Source organism: Frigoribacterium sp. PhB118 (genome assembly GCF_003751725.1).
Classification (GTDB): Bacteria; Actinomycetota; Actinomycetes; order Actinomycetales; family Microbacteriaceae; genus Frigoribacterium.
In genome coordinates, this window is the sequence record NZ_RKID01000001.1 from 658472 (window position 1) to 681350 (window position 22879).

Consider the following 22879-nt stretch of genomic DNA (forward strand, 5'->3'; position numbering starts at 1 on the left):
GGACCGACCACCCTGCCGCGTGGGGAGGAGCCGTGGGTCAGACCACGACGAAGAACTGCTCGCCGATCTCGACCCGGGTGCCACGCGTCACGCGGACGCGGACTCCGGGATCGGCACGGCGGGGCGGGAGGTCACGAGGACGGACGACCGTCCCGTTGCCGGACCACCGGTCGCTGACCCAGAGGGCTCCGGCCTCCTGACCGAACTCCAGATGCGTCTTCGACACGGACTTGCCGGGATCGACGATGCGGACGAGCTGGTCGAAGCGCTCCCCCGGCTGGGGCGTCGGTGCACGGCCGACGAGGCCGGTCCCGTCGACCGTGATGCTCTCACCGGTGCTGAACTGCAGCACGTACTCGGTCCCGAGTGCGCCACGACGGACGATCCGGGTCTCGTCGACGTCGGCGTCGTCGGTCAGGTCGACGGGCGCCCGACGCGGGCGCCAGGACGGAGCCGACGACGACGTGGGAGCAGGGGGGACGTCGGCGACGCTCGGCGTCGCAGTCGCCGCCGGTCGTTCGGCGCGGAATCCCGGGACGTGGTCGATCGGTTCGGGTGCCGGGCGTGGCGTGTCGTCCTGCCGGTCGTCGGCGCCGTCTCGTACGGGTACGTCGTCGCCGGAGCCCGGGCCGTCCGGAGAGGTCCCGGCGTCGTCGGAGCCCGATCCGGCGCCCTCACGGTCCTGTGTGGCGGGACGACGGCGGAGGACGGACTCGTCGTCGGGTCGCCATTCGGGCGGGAGCGGGACGACAGGCCCCGTGAACGACAAGGCGACCGACTGCACGACCGCACCGCATTCGCCGCAGAAGATGTCGTCCTCGTCGATGGGTGCGCCACAGTGCGTGCACCGTTCGGGGACGACGGCGGAGCCCGGTTCGACGAGCGGTACGGGCTCCACGAGCGGTGCGGGCTCGACGAGCGGTACGGGCTCCGGGCGGTCGGACTCGGGGAGAGCGGGCCGGGACCCGCTCGGGACGGGCGGGCGGAGGTCACGGCCGAGGGCGGCCACCGGGGCGGTGTCGCCGTCCCGCGGCCCGTCGGCCGTCGGCCGCACGAGAGGCGGCGGGCCCGCAGGAGGCTCGACGGGGTCGCCGGGGGCGACCTCGGAGGCGGAGTCGGACGAGGGAGTGGACTCGTCCGGCATCGCCGTCGCCTCGGGGTCGGTCGCGCCCTCGGTGTGGTCGTTCTCGACCGGCCGGGTTCCGTCAGGGGCGGTGGACGTCTCGACCTCGCCTGACGGGGTCTCGCCGTCGTCGTCTCGACCCCGGTGGGACGCCTCGGCGGAGGAGGGTTCGACGGCGGCCACCACGTCGGGAGAGGACTCGTCCGATGCGAGAGGCGTCAACGACGCCGTCCAGAGCGGGGCGGACGAGGGGCGGGGCCCGTTGTCGGGGTGCTCGGAGGGCACTCGGAGTGGTGTCGGCGATCCGACCGTCTCGGGTGCCGTCGTCGCGAGGGCCCCGACGGGGCCGTCGAGGACGGCGGGGATGCCGGGGACGGCGGGACTGCCGGGGTCAGGGGTCCTCGGGGACTCGGCCCGCGCCTCCTCGGAGGCCGTCGGGCGGTCGTCCTCGCCCGTGGACACGACGGTTCGATCGTCGACCGGCCACACCGGGGGCTCGGGAGCCGACGCGGGCGCTTCGGACCGGGCGTGATCGACACGGTGAGGCTCGGCCTCGGCCTCGGGCACGCCGGTGTCGGCCTGACGGTCGCGCACCCACCACGGGGGCTGCGCATCGCTGCGGCGGGGGTGCGAGGTCGCACGCGGAGGAGCCTCGGGCAGGTCGGGCGCACTGGTGGCGTCGACGTGCTCGGCGGCGGCGTCGGCCCGACGTCGGGCGGCCGCGAGGTCTGCGCTCGAGACCGCCCGACCGCACTCGCCGCAGAACATCGCGCCGACGGGCAGGGGGCTGGCACAGGTGGGGCAGTACATCAGTCGTTCCTCTGTCGCTCGGGAGGGGTGCGCCCATGGTAACCACGCAAAGACCGGAGCGAGACCGCCGCGGCGAACCGCTGCCGCCTCGTGAGCCCGACGCCGAGGGCGTGTCTCATCTCGGCGACGGCCGTCCAGACGCGGTCGGCGTCGGACTCCGCGGGCGGGTTCGGCGAGAACACCGCACGGTCCGCCACCCGGGCGAGCACCGCAGGACGCGAGCCACCGACGACGGCGGCGACCTCGCTCCGGGTCGCCGCGGGCGGGGTGCGGATGCCGTGGTCGACCACGGCGTCCTGGAACTCGTGCCAGCCGCCGCTGATGCGGTCGGAGGGACTCGTCGCCGTCCGGCGGCGACGACGCCTCCGCGCCTTCAGGACCACGATCGTCACGAACGGGGCCGCGAGCAGACCGGCGACGAGGGCGCTCCAGCCGACGACCCGCACGACCGCCAGGACGATGGCCAACCAGGCCGGGGGCGTCTCGGGATCGTCCTGCTCGGACTGCGGCGGCGTCTGGTCGTCCCGCATCTGAGGGTCCTGGGGTGGGGGCTGGACGACGGACTCGGGCCGGGAGATCTGCGTCGGGTCCTGCACCTGGTCCTCGGGTATGGGACGTTCGGCCGGGTTCGGGTCGAGCGTCACCCAGCCGTACTGAGCGGTGTCGACCTCGATCCAGGCGGTCACGCTCGACCCCGTGACGTCGACGGGGCCCCCGTCCGTCTCGGGGGCGAATCCCATGACGACCCTCGCCGGGAACCCCAGCCGGTCGGCCATCAGCGCGGCGGCCGTCGCGTACTGCTCGGCGTCGCCGATCATGACGGGGTCGGTGAAGAGCTGGGCGATGCGGTCCGCACCGTGCCCGGATCGGCTGACGGGTTCGTCGGCGGTGACGCCGTGGCTCACGTAACCGTCCTCGCGCAGGGCGCTCAGCGCCGCCCGGAGGCGCGCCCCGGGGCCCTGGACCCCGGCGACGTCCTCCTCGAGCGAGGAGGTGAGCTCGTCGGGTACGTCCCGCGGCGTCGGCACGGTGGCGGTCCCCGGTGTGAGCGCGTCGAGTTCGTCGTCGCCGGGCTGGCGGGGCTCGACCGCGTCCAGTCGGTACGAATCGCCCTGCCGCAGTCCGCCGAGGACGGCCGCCGTGCCCGTGAGGTCGTTGTAGAAGAACGCGTCCCGCCGCGCATCCGCCGTGGGTCCTCCGAACGAGACGGATTCGAGTCGGCCGACGGTGGGGAGCCAGAGGTCGTCGTAGGCACCGATCGTGACGTCCACCGCGGTCGCCTGCCCGTCGACCCGGGATTGGTCGACGTCGGACGGCACGCGGGTGAAAAACCCGGAGGCGCTGTCGACCTGGCCGCTGCCGACGCTGTAGACGACACCGTCGTAGGTGTCGAGCGTGGCCACGCGCAGTCGTTGACCGTCACGGAGGCCCGAGACCGTGAGGAGCGTCTGGTCGACGGTGGGCTCCTGTTCGTACGCCCGGAAGCCGCTGAGCGGACTGACGTGGTCCCGCGGGTCGAACGGTTGCTCGACGACCGTGCGCGCCACGGTCCGCGAGGTGACCGGCGGGATCGCGGCGACGGCGACCGTGCCGGCCGTCCCCGCGACGGCCAGCGTGGCGAACGCACCGACGACGGCCCGGACGGCCACCGGGCGGTGCCCGGCAGACGTCGTGACAGCACGGGTGGTGAGGGCCCCGAGCGCGATGCGACGTCGACGGAGGCGCCACCAGACGACCCAGGCGACCACCGTCACCAACACGGCGAGACCGGTGACGCGGGGCCACCAGGCCTCGCCCGGACCGAGCACGATCGCCGCGATCCAGACGACGACGGGAACGACGACGGCGAGTTCTCCGCGTCGGCTGCGGAGCGCGACGGACAGGCCGACGACCGTGCCGACGAGGACCAGCGCGAAGACCGGCACCAGCAGGGCCTCGTAGCTGCCCACCGGCAAGGCGATGGTGACGAGCTGCTTCCAGCCGAGAGCGGTCGCCGAGACCAACGTCAGGAGGCCCCGACCCGTGGGCAGCACGCCGCCGAAGGCTTGCGACGGCACGGCGAGCGGCACCCCGAGCAACAGGTACGCCACGATCGTCGCCGCGAACACCCACACGCTCGACAGCCGGAGGGCGGCGGTGCCCAGCGCGATGACCACGCCGACGGCGAAGGCGACGACGACGAGCACGACGAAGGCGGCGCTCTCGTACACCGGCCAGAAGGTCACGGTGGCGGCGCCGAGCGAGGCCGCGAACAACGCGACGACCCAGGCGACGAACGGGGCTCGCAGTCGTGACGGCCGCGCGCGGGACCGTGCGCGCGGAGCAGTCGCCGCGGGCCCCGCGGGCGTCCGGACCCCGTCGACGACGCTCATGCGCTCGCCGTTCGGGCGAGCGACTTCTGCAGGTCCTCGAGGAACCCGATGGTCAGCACGGTGAGGTCGGCGATGCGCCTCATGCCGGGGACCGTCTCGGGGTCGCACACGATCGCCACCGCCTCCACCCCCAGGGGGAACTGCAGGGCTGCGGCGCGCATCTCGGTGACCGTCGTCGTGGACCCGACGACGAGGAACGCCACCGAGATCCCCACGACCTGATCACCCGCCACCCGCGCGACGTCGGTGATGGCCAGCGCCGACTCCGCCGACGTGACGACCGCGAGTTCGTCGAGCAGGCGGTTCCGGGTCAGCGTGCTCAGGGAGCGGATCTCGAGGTTCTTCCGCTTGGCGAACTCGGGGGTGGTCTCGCCGACGACGACGCTGACCTCACGCGCGTCACGGATGGCGCGAGCACCGAGAGAACCCGCGACGCTGACGGCCAGTTCGAACTCGTCGTCGTTGGCGAAGTCACCGGCCGCGAGGCTCAGGGCGATGACCAGGTGGCTGCGCCTGCTCTCCTCGAACTGCCGCACCATGTAGGTGCCCGTCTTGGCGGTCGACTTCCAGTGGATGTTCCGTCGTTCGTCGCCCGGCTGGTACTCGCGCAGGGCGTGGAACGAGATGTCGCTGGGCGAGAGGTCACGCGTCGGATTGCCCTCGAGGTCACGGATGAGACCCGTGCTCGTGCTCGGGATGCCGATGGTGCGGGGGTGCACGAACACCTCGGTGACGCCGGTCCATTCGATCTCGCGTCGGGCGAGGCCGACCGGGTCGCCTCGCACGGTGCTGACCGGACCCACGGCCACGACGCCGCGTCGGGTGGTGGGCAGGTCGAACGACTCGGCGACCTCGTCTCCCGAGCGGAGGCTCGGCAGGCCGATCTCGGCGAGCCCCGGTCCGACGGGGACCTCGACGGACACTCCGAGGATGCGGCGGGCGCTCGCGTTGCGCACCCGCACGGTGCCGGCCGCCGGGGCGCCGACGGCCACGCGCTCGTGCGGGATCTCGAGCGTGATGCGGACGGTGTTCCGTCCGACGAGAGCGAGCCCTGCGACGAGCAGCAGGACGATCGCGGCGAACCCGACCACCACCAACTCGGTCCAGCCGAGCAGGTAGCCGACGAGCAGCCCGACCGGTGCGGCGACGAGCATCGACCACCCGAAGGGCGTGACCACCGAGGAGGCGCTGGTGAACGCCCGGCGGACGGAACGGCGAGCCCCACGCGTCGTCCTGACCAGCAGGACGAGCAGGTCCGCTCCGATGCCGGTACGGTCGCCGACGATCCGGGTCCGGGCGTTCGTCAGTCCTTGCGTTCCCGTCGAGAACGCGGAATCGAATCGCTGGTCGGCGCCGCGGGTGCCGCCCCGCGGTCGTGTCCGACCGGCGCGGGACCCGTCCACGGTCGACCCCGGCACGGGCCGGGCGGCCCGGTCGGTGCCTCGGGGACGCTCGCTCACACGGCTACCCGCTCGGCGGGTGGCGCCGTCTCGATGAGCAGCTGGCTCACGACGCTGGACGGCGTGACCCCGTCGAACTCCGCTTCGGGGTCGAGCACGAGACGGTGGGCGAGCACGGGCTCGGCGAGCGACTTGACGTCGTCCGGGATCACGTAGTGACGACCGAGGGACGCCGCGTAGGTCTTGGCCGAACGGACGAGGGCCAGCGCACCGCGGACGCTCACACCGAGACGGACCTCCTGGGCCGTGCGCGTCCCGTCGACGAGCCGGGCGACGTAGTCACTGATGGTGGGCTCGACGTGCACGGTGCGGGCGAGTTGCGCCATCTCGGTGATGACCCCGGCCTGGACGATCGGGTTGAGGCTGCCCTCATGAACCCTCGTGGCGGAGCCCTCGAGGATGCGGACGGTCGCCGCGTGGTCGGGGTAGCCGATCGAGGTCTTCATGATGAACCGGTCGAGCTGGGCCTCGGGAAGACGGTAGGTACCGGCCTGCTCGACCGGGTTCTGGGTGGCGATCACCATGAACGGCGAACCCACGGGGTGGCTGACGCCGTCCACCGTCACGCGGCTCTCCTCCATCACCTCGAGGAGGGCGGACTGCGTCTTGGGGCTGGCGCGGTTGATCTCGTCGGCGAGGACGATGTTGGAGAAGATCGGCCCGCGGTGGAACTCGAACCCACCGGCCTTCTGGTCGTAGATGCTGACGCCGGTGATGTCACCGGGCAGGAGGTCGGGGGTGAACTGCACACGGTTGCTCGAGCCCTGGACGCTCTGGGCGATCGCGCGGGCGAGCGAGGTCTTGCCCGTGCCCGGGAAGTCCTCGAGCAGCAGGTGCCCCTCGCTCAGCAGAGCCGTGAACGACAGCCGCACGACGAAGGTCTTGCCCAGCAGCACCTGGTCGACGTTGGCCACCAGTCGCCCGAAGATGTCGGAGAACCAGGTCGCCTGCTCGGGGGTCATGCTCATGTGTCTTCGTTCCTCGATGTGTCGTTCATGGGCTTCAGCCGCAGGTGACCCGTGCGTAGCCGCTGTCGGTCTTGCCGTCGACCGTCCCGCGGATGCGGACCTCCGTCGCCGAGGGATCGACCCGGGACGTCGTCGTGTACGCGCCGTTCCTGTCTCCCGACTGCCAGTTGTCCAGGATGAGGGGAGACACGTTGAACTCGACCGTCGCCGAGAAGTCGAGGTTACCGTTCGACGGCGGGTTCACCACGAGGGGTTCGCCGGGGACGCACGAGACGATGACGGGCCGCACCGTCACGGGCGTCGCGGCCTGACGATCGGACGCGGCGCCACAGAACGTCTCGGAAGCGTCTCGACAGCCTCGGACGTAGACCTGGAGTTCGGTGCCGTATCCCCCGGTGGAGACGAAGCCGTCGGCGGCCAGGGGCTGCCAACCCGTCTGCCCGTTCTGCGACCACTCGAATCGGGCTGCCGTACCCGACACCACGTCGGTCGCGGAGACCCTGACGTCGAAGCGTCCCCCACCGTTCTCGATCGACGCCACGGTCGCGCGAGCAGCACCCGGGGCCTTGAGTGCCGTGGTCCGACCCGAACCCGCGGAACAGAAGGTGCCGTTGTCCGCCTTCACGACGTAGAGGTAGCTGACTCCGTCCTCCGCGGACGAGTCCGTCGCTCCCCCGCCGGCGAGCGGAACGGGGTCACCAGGGGTGTCGCAGGACACCGGCCCGTCCGAGCCGGCGACGCGGACCACCCGGTACGTGGGAACCGATCCGCCGTTCGCGGTCGACGGCGTCCAGGTGATCTGCACGCCACCGCTCACGGGGGTGGCCGTGACCTGGGGTGCCCCGGGGCTCCCGACGGGTACCACCCGCGTCAGCGACGCCCGGGCCCACGCCGCCTCGCTGTCGACGTCGGCGTCGTTCTTCGCGAAGACGTTCACCGTGTAGTTCTGGTTCGGGACGAGGCCGGGGATGACGCTCTGCTGCACTCCACGGCGAACGGTCTGGGAGCCCGTCGTGGGCCCGGACCACTCGACGACGTACGACTGGATCGCGGAGCCCGGCCGGGGGTCCGGCGAGTCCGTCCACGTGATGCGGGTGTCGCCCTGGCCCGACGGCACCGCAGTCGCGCTCAGGCCCGTGGGCGCGGCGGGCACGTAGTCGGCACTGTAGGCGGGACTCGGCGCCGAGGCAGCGGAGTCCCCGACGCCGTTGGTGGCGACGACCGTGAAGGAGAACCGCTGGCCCGCGGGCAGGTCGGTCAGGGTGCAGACCGTCGCCAGCCCGCAGGCCTTGGAGTACGAGCCCCCGGACGAACCGGCCCCGGTCAGACGGTAGCCGGTCAACGGCGAGTTGTTGGCCGCCGGAGCCGTGTAGCTCAGGGTGAGCTGTCCCCCCGTGAAGGTGCCCGTTCGGACCGGGGCGTTGGGTGCGTTCGGAACGTCCTGCACGCTGATGGTGACGGTGCCCCAGACGTAACGGTCGGGGTCGTCCGTGACGTCGGCGACCTGGTACTGGAGGTTCGTGTCGCCGGGGGCCGCGGACGCCGCGACCGAGACGGCGAGACTCCGGTTGTCACCGCTCGGCGTGATCGAGACGCCTGCCGGAACGGACGACCCGTTCAGCCCACGGATCGCCACCACCCGCAGCGCCTGCCCGGGGAAGGGATTGGTCGCCTGGTCGTTCTGCAACACGTCGACCGAGGTCGAGGCCCCGCGCTTGACGACGGCACGATCGGCGGCCGGTTGAGCGAGCGGGCGGGTCGATCCCACCACCGACACGGTGACGGCACCGCTCCGGCCCGGGTTGAGGGCATCGCTGACGGCGACGGGCAGCGACCTGCTCGTCCCCTTCGCGGTGCCGGCCTCGGCCGAGACGGTGAGCCTCGACCCGGACAGGTCGAAGCCGAAGCCCGCGACGCCGCCCTGTTCGACCGAGTACCGGAGCTCGTCGACGTCGTCCGGATAGGGATACGTGGTGAGCCGAGCGAGGTCGAGCGTGCGGGACTGGCCCGGTTCGAGGTCGATCGAGGTGCCGTTGAAGACGGGTGGCTGGTTCTCTCGCGACGTCACCGTGATGGGCAGCACGAGCGACGCCGTCCGGCCGTCCGGGTCGTCGGCCGAGCGACCGTCGGTCACCTGGAACGAGATCGAGGCCGTACCCGAGAACAGGTCGGCGGACGTGAACCGGAGGGTCGTGTCGTCGACCACGAGGTCGTCGCCGTTCGAGTTCGTCGCCCGGACCGTCGCGGGGTCGGTCAGTCTGACGCCGTTGGTGCCGGCGGAGATCACGTAACGGTCGAGGTCGATCGTGACGGCCTTCTCGCTCTCGACCGTGATCGGACGGACCGTCCGGTCGACCTGCGGCAGGGCGTCGTCGAAACCGGGCACGACGATGAAGGCGTAGGAGCGGACGCCCGGGTCGTCCTTCCTCGAGACCGAGAACGGGATGATCTGGCTCGAATCGGTGATGCGGACGGTCACGCGCGAGTTCGGCGTCACCTCGGCCGTCGAGCCGAATCCCGGGGCCAGTCCGAGGTCGAGCTGCGAGGTGCTGCCGTCCGAGAAGAACACGTTGGTCAGGGGGTTGACCGTCACGGTCTGCCGACCGGCGATGTCGCTGAGTCCGAGCACCGTGTCGTCGGCGAGCGGGTAGTTCAGTGGTGCGTCGGGATCGACGGTCACGGTGACGAAGGTCGAGCTCTGCCCGCCGCGCTCGTTCGACACCGTGTAGACGAGGCCGTACGTCCCGGGGGTCTCGGGGGGCGTCACCGACACCATGGTCCCCGACACGACCTTGGCGACGACACCCTCGCCGTTCGGCTCGACGGCGTCGACCGACAACGCGCCCCCGTCGGGGTCGGAGTCGTTGTCGAGCACCCGGACCGTGATGGAACCCCCGGGTCGCATCGTCACGGCGTCCGCGACGGCGATCGGGTTGCGCGATCCGTCGGCGCGGGTCGAGATCCCCACGCGGACCGTGCCGGTGGCCCGGGCGCCCAAGCCGTCCACGACCGCGTAGGTGAAGCTGTCGGTGCCCGCCGAGCTGGCGTTCGCCTGGTACTCGACGTAGTCGGTGCCGACGGTCGACACGCTGCCCTTCTCGGGGTTCGTGCCCACCCCGAGCAGCTGGACCGAGTCGCCGTCGGGATCGATGCCGTCGAGCGGAACGCCGATGCGCACGGTCTCGCCTGCGACGACGCGCGCCGTCACCGACTGGGGCGCGGGGGCGGCGTTGCTGCCCGCGTCGACCTCGCGGACCGCGATGGCGACCTGGGCCGAGGCCCGCTGCCCGTCGGGGCCCTCGACGGTGTAGGTCGCCGTGACGTTGCCCGGGGTGGTGGGGGCCAGGTACCGGAGACGGTTACCCGACGCGAAGAGCAACCCGCTGCCGGCCGGGACGTCCCTCTCGAGTCGCGGCACCAGCGTCAACTCGTCGCCGTCGGGCTGCTCGTCGTTGGCGAGGACGTCGATGTCGATGGAGTCCCCCACCCGGACGGTCACCTGGTCGTCGGTCGCGATCGGCGGCTGGGTGATCGCCCGGCGCGGGATCTCGACCACCGTCACGGTGCCGGTCGCGGAGGCGAGGCCGTTGCTGACGGTGTAGCCGAAGGTGACCGGCCCGTCGTCGAGCGGGGCCGCGAGCGTGATGCGGGCGTAGCGCTGATCGAGCGTCTCGACCCTGACCCCGGATGCGGCGGGCACGGCATCGGTCGCCGTGAGCATGAGGACGTTGTTGGCCGGGTCACGATCGGTCGCGACGACGTCGAGCGTCTGCGTGCCCAACGTCTCGACGAAGATCGTCTTGGGCGTCGTGACGGGGGGTGTGCCCGCGTCCGGAGGGGACTGGACGTCCACCCTGACCGTGCCGGTCGCCGTCTGGTCGCCGTCCGTCACGGTGTACTCGAGCAGGTGGGTCCCGGGCACGTCGCTGAGGAACCGGAACGTGCCCTGTTCGTAGTTCGGCGTGACGGTGACGTCGGCCTTCGCCGGGACGCTGTTCAGCTTGACGGTGCCCGTGCCGCCTCGAGCGTAGGTCAGCGGCCGCACGGTCAGCTGCTGGCCCGCATAGGCCTGCTGCGAGAAGGGCAGGGCTTCGAGGGGCACCTGCCCTGCCCCCATCACCGTGATCGCGAGCGATCCTCGCCCCTCGTCACGGCCGTCCGAGACCGTCAGCGGGACGTCGAGGGTCGTGTCGCCCGCACCGGCGTCCTGGTAGACGACGTCCCCCGAGGGCTTGTACGAGAGCCCCGCCGCCCCTCCTGCCGAGGTCAGGTAGAAGGCATCACCGTCGGGGTCGATCCAGTCGCCGAGCACCGAGGTGGTGACCCGGCCCGAGGACGACACCGACGCCGACGTCCTGCGCGCCTGCTGCGGCGGCGAGTTCTCCGACGGTTGGCGCACGGTGAGGGCGACCGTCGCGCTGGCCTGACCGCCACGTCCGTCGGAGATGGTGTAGTCGAACGAGAACGTGCCGGAAGCCGAGTCGGTGAGGGTGAGGAGCACCTGTTGTCGGTCGTTGACGAGGTCGACCCGGCCGACGGCGTCGTCGAGTGCGGACACGTCGTCGATCACGAGCGGGTCGCCGTTCGGGTCGTAGTCGTTGAGCAGCACGGGCAGGGTGCTCGCTCGACCGGGTCGTGCGCCGAACGCGTCGTCCACGGCGACCGGTGGTTTCTGGTCGAGATCCAACTCGGGCGGTTGCCGGTCGTCGTTCTCCTGTTGCTCTTCTTGGTCGCGGTCCTCTTGGAAGAGGTCCGACCAGTTGTCGATGAGCTCGCCGGAACGCTGGACCGCCCAGGACCGACCCGACGCCGGATCGTTGAGCACGACCCGGCGCGCGTTGACGTCGAAGACCAGGCTCGCCCCTCCGGTGACCTGTTCGAGGTCGAGGACTCCCCCGCGGGCCGACGCACAGTCGCTCCACGCCGACCCGCCCGCCCAGGCGCCGAAGCGGCAGTCGCCGACGACGACGGGTCGCGCGGGCTTGCCCTCGCGTCCGCCGACGACCTCGGCGACCCGTGAGGAGTCGATCGACACGGACAAGAGGCCGGTGGACGTCGCGACCAGGACCTCGTCGCCCGTGTCGGACCCCGTCTGCAGGGCGAGCCCGCCCGAGGCCCGGTCGGACAGGTCGACCTGCCGTCCGTCGACGACCAGTTCCCCCGTGACGGCATCGAGCACGGCCCAGTGACCGCCGACCGAGGCCACCTGGTACCCGGAGGACGACGAGGCGGGCACGTCGTGCGTCTCGGCGACGTCGGGTGACACCGTTCCGTCGAAGATCGACACCCTGCCGGTGTCGGACGAGTAGGCGACCACACGGCCGTCGGGCGTGACGTCGGTGACCAGTCCCTTGCCGAGGCTGAGATCGGGGTCGACCTCGTTGCTGAAGGACGCCAGGTCGGAGAGCGGTTGGCTCCAGACCTCCCCCGTGCCCTGTGACACGACGAGCACACGGTCCCCGGCGATCGACACGTCGGGCGATTCGGGCGGGAGCGGGACGCTCTCGGCCACCTCGGCCGTGGCGGTGTCGACGACACCGACCGTGGCGTTGCTGCGATCCACGAGCAGGACGTCCTGCTCGCGCTGGACGACCGAGAGGTCGGCACCGGTGCCGCGCACGGCGGAGTTGAGCTGCAGGACGTCGGTGTTCGCCCGACCGATCGCGGCGCGTTCTCCGTTGGCGACCCAGACCGTTCCGTCGGAGAGGTCGACGCGCTGGGCCTCGTAGCCACCGCTGGCCACGGCGACGGTCGTGACGAGCGTGGCCACCACGACCACTCCGACCCCGGTCACGACAGCGGATCGACGACGGGAGGCCCAGTCGAGCAGCCGCCCCATCAGCCCTGACCCGCCGTCGCGCAGTTCTCGTTGCTCTCCGGGCCGGTCGAACCACCGCGGCTCACGGAGACGGTGATGCAGACCTCGTCACCCGGGTCGGCGGGGGTGGCGACGAACCGGTCGGCGGATTGCTGGCTCGTCTGCCCCCCGGTCGAGATGACGTAGGTGTCACCCGCCCGGAGCCCCGGGTCGCTCCAGGTGAAGACCACCGAGGAGCCGTCGCTCGACGACGCGACGTCGGCCACCCGGGGGATGTCGGTCGACGTCGAGCGGACGAGCACCAGCGTCGCGGCGGCCGCGAGGCCGATCCCCACCACCGACGCCGCGACGAGGGCCCACGTCACGACGAGCAACGACCGACGCCGCGTCGGACGTGTACCCGTGCTGCGAGGCACGGCGCGGCTCTGCTGGAGCGAACCGCCGTGCTGCGCCTGGACCTGGGCCTCGGTCGCCCGGCGCCGGCGGCGACGCCGCGAGGCCTGCACGGGGGTCACACCCCGGAGGCGCGTCTTGTCCTCGAGGTCGGCCACGGTCGCCAGGGCCCAGTCGTCGACCGCCACCTCGATGGGGGTCTGCGCGACGCCGATCTCGCTCTCGACCTGCTGGAGCTCGCGCACGAACTCGAGGACGCTGGCCTGGCGGTTCTCGGGGCGCCGCGACATGGACCTCGCGAGCAGTCGCTCGAGGGTGGGAGGGACGTCCGTCCGTCCGGTGGGCACGAGCTTGGCCTTGTCGATTCGACCGATCAGGTCGGACGCACCGTTCTTGTCGCCGCCGAGGACCTCGAAGGGGCTCCGGCCCGCGAGCAGCGAGTACACCGTCGCCCCGAGGGACCACACCTCGGACTCGATGGTGCCGTTGGTCTCGTCGAGCAGCACCTCGGGGGCCGACCACGGGATCGACATGCCGACGACCTCTTGCGGCTCGCTCTCGCTGAGGGACGCGGCGATGCCGAAGTCGGACAGCACGGGGTGTCCGTAGGCCGTCATGAGGATGTTCGACGGTTTCAGGTCGCGGTGCAGGACGCCCTGCCGGTGGGCCGTCTCGACCGCGCTGCCGATCTTGACACCGATGCGCAGCACGTCGGCGACGGGGATGCGGTCGCGCCGGTACCGCTCGCTCAACGACGACGAACAGAGTTCCATCACCAGGTACGGACGGCCGTCGGCCGAGACGCTGGCCTGGAACACCGTGAGGATCGACGGGTGGGCACTCAGCTGGGCCATGAGGTTCGCCTCGGCCTGGAACATCTGGCGGACCTGGTCGTTCACGACCTCGCTGAGCATGACCTTCACCGCGACCTGCCGGCGCGGCATGTTCTGTTCGTAGAGGAACACGTCGGCGAAGCCGCCCGACCCGAGCACGCGCACATGCGAGAATCCCGGCAGCACGGGGGGCGCCGAAGGCAGTCGTCGAGCCACGTCGCCTCCTCTGGGGATCGATGCCGGGTCGGCTGGGCGGAACAGGTCGGCGTCGGTCCGACCGCAGCCATTCTACGTGGGGGTCCCCGACGCCCGAGAGGCCCGTGGGCCCCCCTGTGGACGGACCCGGTCCCCCCATTTCGGGGGCGGGGCCGTCCGTGTCCGCGTGTCGCGCCTACTCGGCGTCCGTCGTCTCGGCGCTCCGGACGTCCACGACGACGGCCGTGACGTTGTCGCGTCCACCCGCCTCGACGGCGGCCTCGACGAGGGCCGTCGCCGCCGGCTCGGCACCGTCGACGCCGCCGAGGAGCTCGGCGATCCGCCCGGCGGACAGTTCTTTGGTCAGGCCGTCCGAGCAGACGAGGAGGCGCAGGCCGGGTCGGGCGGGCACCCTCCAGTAATCCGGACGCGGGTCGACGTCGAACCCGACCGCCCGGGTGATCACGTTGCTGTCGGGGTGCTTCTCGGCGTCGTCCGCGTGCAGGAGCCCCGCGTCGACCATCTCCTGGACGACGGAATGGTCGACGGTCACCTGGCGGAGACGGCCGTCCTCGAACATGTACACGCGGGAGTCGCCCACGTTGAAGACCGTGAAGTCGACCTCGGCGCCTTCACCCTCTCGTGAGAGGAACGCCCCGGTGGCCGTCGTGCCGACCCCGAGCTCGGTGTCGGCCGCCGCCACCGCGATGTCCTCCGTGGCCACGCGGAGCGCCGTCTCGACGTCGTCCGTGGTGGCGAACGGGCGTGACGCGATCTCGCTCATGCGGCGCACGACCGCGTCGCTCGCCACGTCGCCCGCGCTGTGCCCTCCCATGCCGTCGGCCACGACGAACAGCGGCGCCTCTGCGAGGTAGCTGTCCTCGTTGTGCGCCCGGCGACGACCCACGTCGGTCACCCCCGCCCAGTCGAAGGTGAGCCCCGGGCCGTCGAGGCCGAGGGCGTGGGCGGTCGTGGGGCGGCCGAGCTCTGTCACAGGAGGGGTTCTTTCGTCGGGATGATGCGCTGGGGAGGCAGGATCTCGAGAAGGTTCCCGTCACCTACGTCCACTATCGTGCCTGCACGGGCGACGAGCGACTCGCCTTGCCGGAGAACGACGGGAACGCGTCCGGGCTCGATCACCCGGGTCCCGTTCGTCGAACGCAGGTCGGTGACGACGACGGTGCCCCCGTGCTGGCGCACGTCGACGTGCGCCCCCGAGACCTCGTGTCGCGGAGACGGCACGGTCACCAACCGTGGCAGGGGCCCAGAGCCCACGCGCGGTCCGGTCGGGCGACGCCCCACGATGACGGGCACGTCGAGCGACAGGTCCTGCCCGGCGACCCTCACCCCGTGGAGGCGCGGGGTGGGTCGGCCCGACGGGCTCGGCTCCTGCCTCGTCGGCGGCCGTGCCGGTGGAGAGACGCGGAGCACCGTGTCGTCCGCGTCCGTCTCGTCGACGCCCGAGGGGCGGGCAGGGCGACCGACGACCGTGTCGTCGATCGAGCCGACTCGGTGCCACGATCCTGGTGACTGTTCGGTGGGCATCTCGTTCCTCTCACCGGGGGCTCTGACGCGGGTCGGCGACCACGACCTCCACGCTAGCGCCCGGTGACCGGTCCGTTCGGGTGCCGCGTCCACACCGGCGCCCAGGCTGCATCACCGCACGTCTCCTCCCCACGCCGGGTGCGGCAGCCGCCGGTGCACACCCGGCCCGTTCTCCGGCGTCCCGACCGGGCGGCCGCCCTAGCGTGACGCCATGACCGACCTCGTCCTCGTACCCCCGCTGCCACCCGGCCGTGCCGACGACGACGAACCACCGGGGCTCGTCCGACTCGACTCCCCCGTGGGACGCATCGAGATCGTCGGTCGCCACTTCGCCGTCGAGGGCCTCGCGATCGAGCGTGAGGGCGTCCTGCCTCACGACGGTCAACCCGAGCGGCCCGACAACCTGCTCGATGCAGCCCGACGTCAGGTCGACGGCTACTTCGAAGGAGTGCGCACGCGCTTCGATCTTCCGCTCCGCCTGGTCGGTTCGAGCTTCCAGCGCTCGGTCTGGTCTGCGCTGCTCGAGGTCGAGTGGGGACGGGCCACGACCTATGGACGACTCGGCGGGACCTTCGGCAATCCTCGGGCCGGGCGAGCCGTCGGTGGAGCGGTGGCGGTGAATCCGCTCCCCCTGCTCGTCCCGTGCCACCGCGTCCTGGGCCGGACGGGCGGCGTCACCGGCTACACCGTGGGCACAGGGGTCGAGACGAAGAAGTGGCTCCTCCGCCACGAGGGCATCGCGTTCCGAGAGGGTCCCGTGCCCCTGGACTGAGACAGAGCCGAAGCGTCGCCGCCCGCCCGGCGATCAGACGGACGCCTGCAGGACCGACTCGGCCACGAGCACGCTCTCGTCTCCGGGTTCGAGCACGAAACCTCGACCGCGGGCCCACTCCGTCAGGTCGCCGATGTCGGCCAGGTCCGGACGATCGGCCAGGAGGGCGCGAACGAGCAACCCCTTGCTCTTCTTGTTGAAGTGGTTGAGGGCTCGGCGTCGGTCGCCCGCGTCCGAGACGACACGGACGTACGTCGACGGCGTCCCAGCCGGCCCCAGAGCGACGTACCCCTCGGATCGCAGGTCGACGACGAGGTCGCCGACGCCTGCCAGGACCGAGGACACGGGCCCTCGCCAGAGTTTCTTCAACGACGTCCGGGGAACCCTCGAGTCGTGCGAGAGCCGGTACGCGGGGATCTCGTCACCAGCCCTGAGCAAGCCGAACAGGGCCGAATGCACGAGTACGTGCCGGTGAGCCCACGTCCACGCGTCGGCACTCATGCCTGCCACACCGAGAGGGTCGAAGAGGACCCCCGTGTAGCGCGACAGAGCGGGCATCGTGGGCGACACGGTCACGAGCCGGTTGCGCTCGACCTCGTGAGCCTGCGTGGGACCGAGTTTGAGGGCAGCGGCGGCCGCCGCTACGTCGGCCGACATCTCGTCGAGCAAGGCCAAGGAGGCGCGGCGAGGGCCGTCGAGCTCGTCGAACGACAGTGCCGTCACATCGAGCCGCGAACCGACGCTGCCCCCGTCGAGTTTGGTCTCGGACGGGGGCAGCAGGAAAAGCATGTCGTTCGGTGGTGCAGACGGGCGGAGCTCAGTTGAGCTGTGCGTTGCGCGCGACGACCGTCACGGTGTCGTTCTCGACGGACAGGAAACCGTCGTCGGCAGTCGCCTCGACGGTGGTGCCGTCGGACAACCGGACCCTGACCTGACCCGAGGCCAGGATGGCGAGGATCGGCTCGTGACCGGGAAGGATCCCGATCTCACCCTCGGCGGTGCGAGCGACGATCGACGACGCCTCGCCCGACCACACTTCGTGGTCGGCCGAGACGACGCTGACAGTGAGAGCAGCCACGATCAGCCGTTCTCCTTCTGGATCTGAGCCCACTTCTCTTCGACGTCCGAGATGGAGCCGACGTTGAAGAATGCCTGCGTGGCCACGTGGTCGAATTCGCCGTCGGCGATCGCCGTGAAGGACTCGATGGTGTCCTTCAGCGGGACGGTCGAGCCCTCGACACCCGTGAACTTCTTGGCCATGTAGGTGTTCTGCGAGAGGAACTGCTGGATGCGGCGCGCACGCGACACCGTGATCTTGTCCTCTTCGGAGAGCTCGTCGACACCGAGGATGGCGATGATCTCTTGCAGCTCCTTGTTCTTCTGCAGGATGGCCTTGACCCGGATCGCCGTGTCGTAGTGCGCCTGGCCCAGGTAACGCGGGTCGAGGATGCGGCTGGTCGAGGTCAGCGGGTCGATCGCGGGGTAGAGACCCTGCGACGCGATCTCACGCGACAACTCGGTGGTCGCGTCGAGGTGCGCGAACGTCGTCGCGGGAGCCGGGTCGGTGTAGTCGTCGGCCGGCACGTAGATCGCCTGCAGCGAGGTGATCGAGTGACCGCGCGTCGAGGTGATGCGCTCTTGGAGGACGCCCATCTCGTCGGCCAGGTTGGGCTGGTAACCCACGGCCGAGGGCATGCGACCCAGAAGGGTCGAGACCTCGGAACCGGCCTGCGTGAAGCGGAAGATGTTGTCGATGAAGAGGAGCACGTCCTGCTTCTGCACGTCGCGGAAGTACTCGGCCATCGTGAGGGCCGACAGCGCGACGCGGAGACGGGTTCCCGGCGGCTCGTCCATCTGGCCGAAGACCAACGCGGTCTTGTCGAACACGCCCGCTTCGTCCATCTCGGCGATGAGGTCGTTGCCCTCGCGGGTACGCTCACCGACGCCGGCGAAGACCGACACACCACCGTGGTCCTGCGCGACACGCTGGATCATCTCCTGGATGAGGACGGTCTTGCCGACACCCGCACCACCGAAGAGACCGATCTTGCCGCCCTGCACGTAAGGCGTGAGGAGGTCGATGGACTTGATGCCCGTCTCGAACAGCTGGGTCTTGGACTCGAGCTGGTCGAACTTCGGGGGCTTGCGGTGGATGGGCCAGCGCTCGGTGATCTCGACCGTCTCGTCACCCTCGAGGTTGAGGATCTCGCCCGTGACGCTGAAGACCTTGCCCTTGGTGACGTCGCCGACGGGCACGGAGATGGGCGCGCCGGTGTCGATGACCTCTTGCCCACGGACGATGCCGTCGGTGGGCTTGAGGGCGATGGCACGGACGAGGTCGTCACCGAGGTGCTGGGCGACCTCGAGCGTGATCTGCGTGGTCGTGTCACCGATGGTGATCTTCGTGGTCAGCGCGTTGTAGACGCCGGGGATGGCATCGTGCGGGAACTCGATGTCGACGACGGGGCCCGTGACCCGGGCGATGCGCCCGACGCCGGGAGCCGACTCGGTCGCGACCGGTGCGGTTGCGGTGTCAGTCATGGCTTCTCTCTCTTCGGATGATGATGCTGTGGTGCAGAGCTCTACTTGGCCGACCCGAGGGCGTCTGCGCCGCCCACGATCTCGGAGATCTGCTGCGTGATCTCGGCCTGACGCGCGTTGTTGGCCAGACGGGTGAAGTCGCGGATGAGGGTGTCGGCGTTGTCGCTGGCAGCCTTCATGGCCTTCTGACGGGCGGCGTGCTCGGAGGCGGCCGACTGCAGCATGGCGTTGAAGATGCGGCTCTCGATGTAGACCGGCAACAGGGCGTCGAGGACCTCGGTCGGATCGGGTTCGAAGTCGTACAGCGGCAGGACCTCGTCCTCTCCGGGCTCTTCGATGCCCTCGACGACCTCGAGGGGAAGCAGACGGACGACCTCGGGAACCTGGCTGACCATGTTCACGAAACGGTTGTAGACGATGTGGATCTCGTCCACGCCACCCTCGGCCGCCTCGGTGAGGAACTTGGAGACGACCGCGTCGCCGATCTCTTTCGCCGTGACGAACTCGGGCTGGTCCGTGTTGCCCGTCCACACCTGCTCGGCGTCACGACGACGGAAGGCGAAGTACCCCTGGGCCTTGCGACCCACGAGGTAGTAGACGACCTCTTTGCCCTGACTCCGCAGCAGCTGCGCGAGCTGCTCGCTCTCTTTCAGCGTGTTCGAGCTGAATGCACCGTTGAGGCCGCGGTCCGACGTGAACACGACGATCGCGGCACGCTCGACCGTCTCGGGCTCGGTGGTCAGCACGTGGTCGACGTCCGAGAACGTCGCCACGGCCGACACCGCGCGGGTGATGGCTCGCGAGTACGGCCCGGAGGCTTTCATCCGGGCCTGCGCCTTCTGGATGCGCGAGGCCGAGATGAGCTCCATCGCGCGAGTGACCTTCTTGGTCGTCTGCGCAGAGCGGATCCTCTGCCGGTAGACCCGGAGTTGGGCTCCCATTACTCTCCTGTTGTCTCGTCAGTCGTGAACGTCGAACGGGCGCGTCAGCGCTTCGTCTTGACGATCTTCTCCTGGTTGACGTCGTCGGCGTCGGTGGCCTCGAACTCTTCACGTCCCACCGAAGCGAGAGGCTTGCCCTCACCGGTCTGGAATTCTTGCTTGAACGAGTCGATGCCGCTCTCGAGAGCCGCGACGATGTCGTCCGACAGCACGTTCTTCTCCCTGAGATCGGACAACACCGACGTGTTCCGACCCATGTAGTCGAGCAACTCGCGCTCGAAACGCAGGATGTCGGGCACGGGGACCTCGTCGAGCTTGCCGTTGGTGCCGGCCCAGATCGAGACGACCTGGTCCTCGACCGGGTAGGGCGAGTACTGCGGCTGCTTGAGGAGCTCGGTGAGACGTGCACCACGTGCGAGCTGACGACGGCTCGCCGCGTCGAGGTCGGACGCGAACATCGCGAAAGCTTCGAGCGAGCGGTACTGGGCCAGTTCGAGCTTGAGCGTGCCGGAGACCTTCTTGATCGACTTGACCTGGGCGTCACCGCCGACGCGCGACACCGAGATGCCGACGTCGACCGCGGGACGCTGGTTCGCGTTGAAGAGGTCGGACTGCAGGAAGATCTGGCCGTCGGTGATGGAGATCACGTTGGTCGGGATGTACGCCGAGACGTCGTTGGCCTTGGTCTCGATGATGGGCAGACCCGTCATGGAGCCGGCGCCCAGCTCGTCGGACAGCTTCGCGCAACGCTCGAGCAGACGCGAGTGCAGGTAGAAGACGTCACCCGGGTAGGCCTCGCGTCCCGGCGGACGACGAAGGAGGAGCGAGACGGCACGGTAGGCCTCGGCCTGCTTCGACAGGTCGTCGAAGATGATGAGGACGTGCTTGCCGCTGTACATCCAGTGCTGACCGATGGCAGACCCGGTGTACGGAGCGAGGTACTTGAAGCCGGCGGGGTCCGAGGCGGGAGCGGCGACGATCGTCGTGTACTCCATGGCTCCGGCCTCTTCGAGGGCACCCTTGACCGAGGCGATCGTGGAGCCCTTCTGGCCGATGGCGACGTAGATGCAGCGGACCTGCTTGTTCTCGTCGCCGGACTCCCAGTTGGCCTTCTGGTTGATGATCGTGTCGATCGCGATGGCCGTCTTGCCGGTCTGGCGGTCGCCGATGATGAGCTGGCGCTGCCCTCGACCGACGGGGATCATGGCGTCGATCGCCTTAATGCCGGTCTGCATGGGCTCGTGGACCGACTTGCGCTGCATGACACCGGGGGCCTGGAGTTCGAGGGCCCGACGACCCTCGGTGGCGATGTCGCCGAGACCGTCGATGGGTGCGCCCAGCGGGTCGACGACGCGACCCAGGTAGCCGTCGCCGACGGGGACGGAGAGGACCTCACCCGTGCGGGTGACCTCCATGCCCTCTTCGATGCCGGAGAACTCGCCGAGGACGATGGCGCCGATCTCGTCTTCGTCGAGGTTCTGAGCGAGACCCTGCGTGCCGTCCGCGAAGCGGATGAGCTCGTTGGCCATGACGCCGGGGAGCCCCTGGACGTGGGCGATGCCATCGGCTGCGTCCGTGACGTGGCCGACCTCGGTGGTGGAGGCCTTCGAAGGGTCGTACGACGAGACGAAGTCCTTCAGCGCGTCGCGAATCTCATCCGGGCTGATCTTGATGTCTGCCATTGTGATTCCTATTCGTAGCGAGGCTTCGGGAGGCCTCGAGTCTGTGTGTGAGAGCGTGACTAGCCGGCGAGCTGCAGGCGGAGCAGGCTGAGCTTCGTCGCAACGGTGCCGTCGATGACCTCGTCGCCCACCTGGACGCGGAGGCCGCCGACGACGGCGGGATCGATGACCTGGTTGATGCGCAGGCTACGCCCGAACTGCCTGGCCAAACCGTGCTGCAACCGAGTGACGTGGGCGTCGTCGAGGTGGACGGCGCTCGTGACGGTGGCGACGAGCTGATCGGACTGGTCGGCGACGATGTCGGCTGCGTGACGGAGGAGCTCACCGATCCGACGGCCACGGGGCTGCTGCACCAGGTGCATCACGATGGCGACCGTCTGACGACTGGCCTTCCCTCCGAGCAGGCGCTCGACGAGGTCCGCCTTGGCGGCGGGATCGCCCAGCTTGGAGCCGAGGGCCAATTCGAGCTGCGAATCCGTCCGGACGGCGGCATCGAAGGCGAAGAGCTCGTTCTCGATGCTGCTGTCGGCCGGCGTGGTCGTCGCGATCGCTCGGAAGGCGACCTCTTCGATGCCGGCGAGCAGATCGTCGGACGACGACCAGCGGCTGCCGACGACCGATACGAGCACCGCTCGCGTCGACTCGGAGAACGACCCGAAGAGCCGGTCGAGCAGCTGCTTCTTCGTCGCCACGTCGACAGCGGGGTCGGCGAGATACGACTGCAGCTGAGCGGAGCCGCCGATGACCCGACCGGCGTCGAGCAACTGCTCGCCGGTCGTCAGATCGACCGACCCGCCGAGGTCGGACAAGACCGACCGCGCCGAACCGAGTGCTTCTCGGGACATGGAACCCATCGTCAGTTGCCCGCCTTAGCGTTCTCGTCCGCCTCGAGGTCGGCCAGGAAGCGGTCGACCACGGCCGACGCCTTCGCGTCGTCGCTCAGCGACTCACCGATGACGCCGGAGGCGAGGTCGATGGCCAGCGATCCGACTTCGGACCGGAGCGAGGCCACGGCGGCCTGACGCTCGGCCTCGATCTGCGCGTGGGCGGAGGCGGTGATGCGGTCGGCCTCGAACTGCGCCTGCTGCTTGAGCTCGGCGATGATCTCGTTGCCCTCGGCGCGCGCAGCCTCACGGATGCGAGCGGCCTCGGCACGAGCGTCGGCCAGCTGCTTCTTGTATTCGTCGAGGGCCTTGGCAGCCTCGGCCTGCGCGGCCTCGGCGTGCTTGATGCCGCCTTCGATGCGCTCGGCACGCTCGTCGAGGATCCTGCGGAACTTGGGGATCGCGAAGAGCCCGAAGAACGCGGCGATGACCACGAAGACGACCAAGGACCAGAGGATGTCGTAACCAGCGGGGAAGAAGATGGCGGCGCCTTCGGGCGCACCACCCTCGGCCGCGAGGATCGTCTCGATCATCGGTGTGTC

General features: G+C 70.2%; 16 protein-coding genes. 1 reads left to right on the forward strand and 15 read right to left on the reverse strand.

Annotation, left to right across the window (positions count from 1 at the left end; all coding sequences use genetic code 11):
• Positions 1–37: 37 nt before the first annotated feature.
• The 8 genes from EDF21_RS02990 to EDF21_RS17210 all read right to left on the reverse strand — a co-directional run bounded on the left by EDF21_RS02990 (position 38) and on the right by EDF21_RS17210 (position 15517).
• A complete protein-coding gene (locus EDF21_RS02990; RefSeq protein ID WP_123570226.1) occupies positions 38–1933 on the reverse strand; it encodes a zinc-ribbon domain-containing protein in 1896 nt (631 codons plus the stop codon).
• Positions 1933–4305: a transglutaminase domain-containing protein gene (locus tag EDF21_RS02995; protein ID WP_123570227.1), complete on the reverse strand. Its 2373-nt coding sequence runs from the start codon at positions 4303–4305 to the stop codon at positions 1933–1935. Before EDF21_RS02995 ends, EDF21_RS02990 begins: the two co-directional genes overlap by 1 nt.
• A complete protein-coding gene (locus EDF21_RS03000) occupies positions 4302–5765 on the reverse strand; it encodes a DUF58 domain-containing protein (RefSeq protein ID WP_233568338.1) in 1464 nt (487 codons plus the stop codon). The genes EDF21_RS02995 and EDF21_RS03000 overlap by 4 nt, the downstream gene beginning before the upstream one ends.
• Positions 5762–6733, reverse strand: coding sequence for a MoxR family ATPase (locus tag EDF21_RS03005; RefSeq protein ID WP_056045870.1), 972 nt, complete (start codon positions 6731–6733; stop codon positions 5762–5764). Before EDF21_RS03005 ends, EDF21_RS03000 begins: the two co-directional genes overlap by 4 nt.
• A gap of 34 nt (positions 6734–6767) precedes the next feature.
• The gene (locus EDF21_RS03010) at positions 6768–12527 is read right to left on the reverse strand and encodes a tandem-95 repeat protein (protein WP_158612838.1); all 5760 of its coding nucleotides are present in this window, start codon (positions 12525–12527) and stop codon (positions 6768–6770) included.
• 44 nt (positions 12528–12571) lie between these two features.
• A complete protein-coding gene (locus EDF21_RS03015; RefSeq protein ID WP_123570229.1) occupies positions 12572–13993 on the reverse strand; it encodes a serine/threonine-protein kinase in 1422 nt (473 codons plus the stop codon).
• A gap of 175 nt (positions 13994–14168) precedes the next feature.
• Positions 14169–14966, reverse strand: coding sequence for a PP2C family serine/threonine-protein phosphatase (locus tag EDF21_RS03020; protein WP_123570230.1), 798 nt, complete (start codon positions 14964–14966; stop codon positions 14169–14171).
• Positions 14963–15517, reverse strand: coding sequence for an FHA domain-containing protein (locus tag EDF21_RS17210; RefSeq protein WP_123570231.1), 555 nt, complete (start codon positions 15515–15517; stop codon positions 14963–14965). Before EDF21_RS17210 ends, EDF21_RS03020 begins: the two co-directional genes overlap by 4 nt.
• A 211-nt stretch (positions 15518–15728) precedes the next feature.
• Here EDF21_RS17210 and EDF21_RS03030 point away from each other — a divergent pair, with 211 nt between their 5' ends.
• Positions 15729–16289: a methylated-DNA--[protein]-cysteine S-methyltransferase gene (locus EDF21_RS03030; RefSeq protein WP_123570232.1), complete on the forward strand. Its 561-nt coding sequence runs from the start codon at positions 15729–15731 to the stop codon at positions 16287–16289.
• A gap of 33 nt (positions 16290–16322) precedes the next feature.
• On the opposite strand, the gene EDF21_RS03035 is transcribed toward EDF21_RS03030, so the two are convergent.
• The 7 genes from EDF21_RS03035 to EDF21_RS03065 are packed head-to-tail and all read right to left on the reverse strand — an operon-like array spanning position 16323 to position 22870.
• Entirely contained in the window at positions 16323–17078 is a 756-nt protein-coding gene (locus tag EDF21_RS03035) for a YaaA family protein (RefSeq protein ID WP_123570233.1), read from the reverse strand.
• Between the two features lie 28 nt (positions 17079–17106).
• Complete coding sequence (locus EDF21_RS03040) at positions 17107–17367, reverse strand: F0F1 ATP synthase subunit epsilon (RefSeq protein ID WP_043594515.1); 261 nt, start codon at positions 17365–17367, stop codon at positions 17107–17109.
• A gap of 2 nt (positions 17368–17369) precedes the next feature.
• Positions 17370–18830: a F0F1 ATP synthase subunit beta gene (gene atpD / locus EDF21_RS03045; protein WP_043594513.1), complete on the reverse strand. Its 1461-nt coding sequence runs from the start codon at positions 18828–18830 to the stop codon at positions 17370–17372.
• 41 nt (positions 18831–18871) lie between these two features.
• Entirely contained in the window at positions 18872–19771 is a 900-nt protein-coding gene (locus EDF21_RS03050; RefSeq protein ID WP_056045889.1) for a F0F1 ATP synthase subunit gamma, read from the reverse strand.
• Between the two features lie 44 nt (positions 19772–19815).
• Positions 19816–21453: a F0F1 ATP synthase subunit alpha gene (gene atpA, locus EDF21_RS03055; RefSeq protein WP_056045891.1), complete on the reverse strand. Its 1638-nt coding sequence runs from the start codon at positions 21451–21453 to the stop codon at positions 19816–19818.
• A gap of 59 nt (positions 21454–21512) precedes the next feature.
• Positions 21513–22307, reverse strand: a complete 795-nt coding sequence (locus EDF21_RS03060; protein ID WP_123570234.1) for a F0F1 ATP synthase subunit delta — start codon at positions 22305–22307, stop codon at positions 21513–21515.
• Positions 22308–22309: 2 nt separating this feature from the next.
• The gene (locus EDF21_RS03065; protein ID WP_123570235.1) at positions 22310–22870 is read right to left on the reverse strand and encodes a F0F1 ATP synthase subunit B; all 561 of its coding nucleotides are present in this window, start codon (positions 22868–22870) and stop codon (positions 22310–22312) included.
• Positions 22871–22879 lie beyond the last annotated feature (9 nt).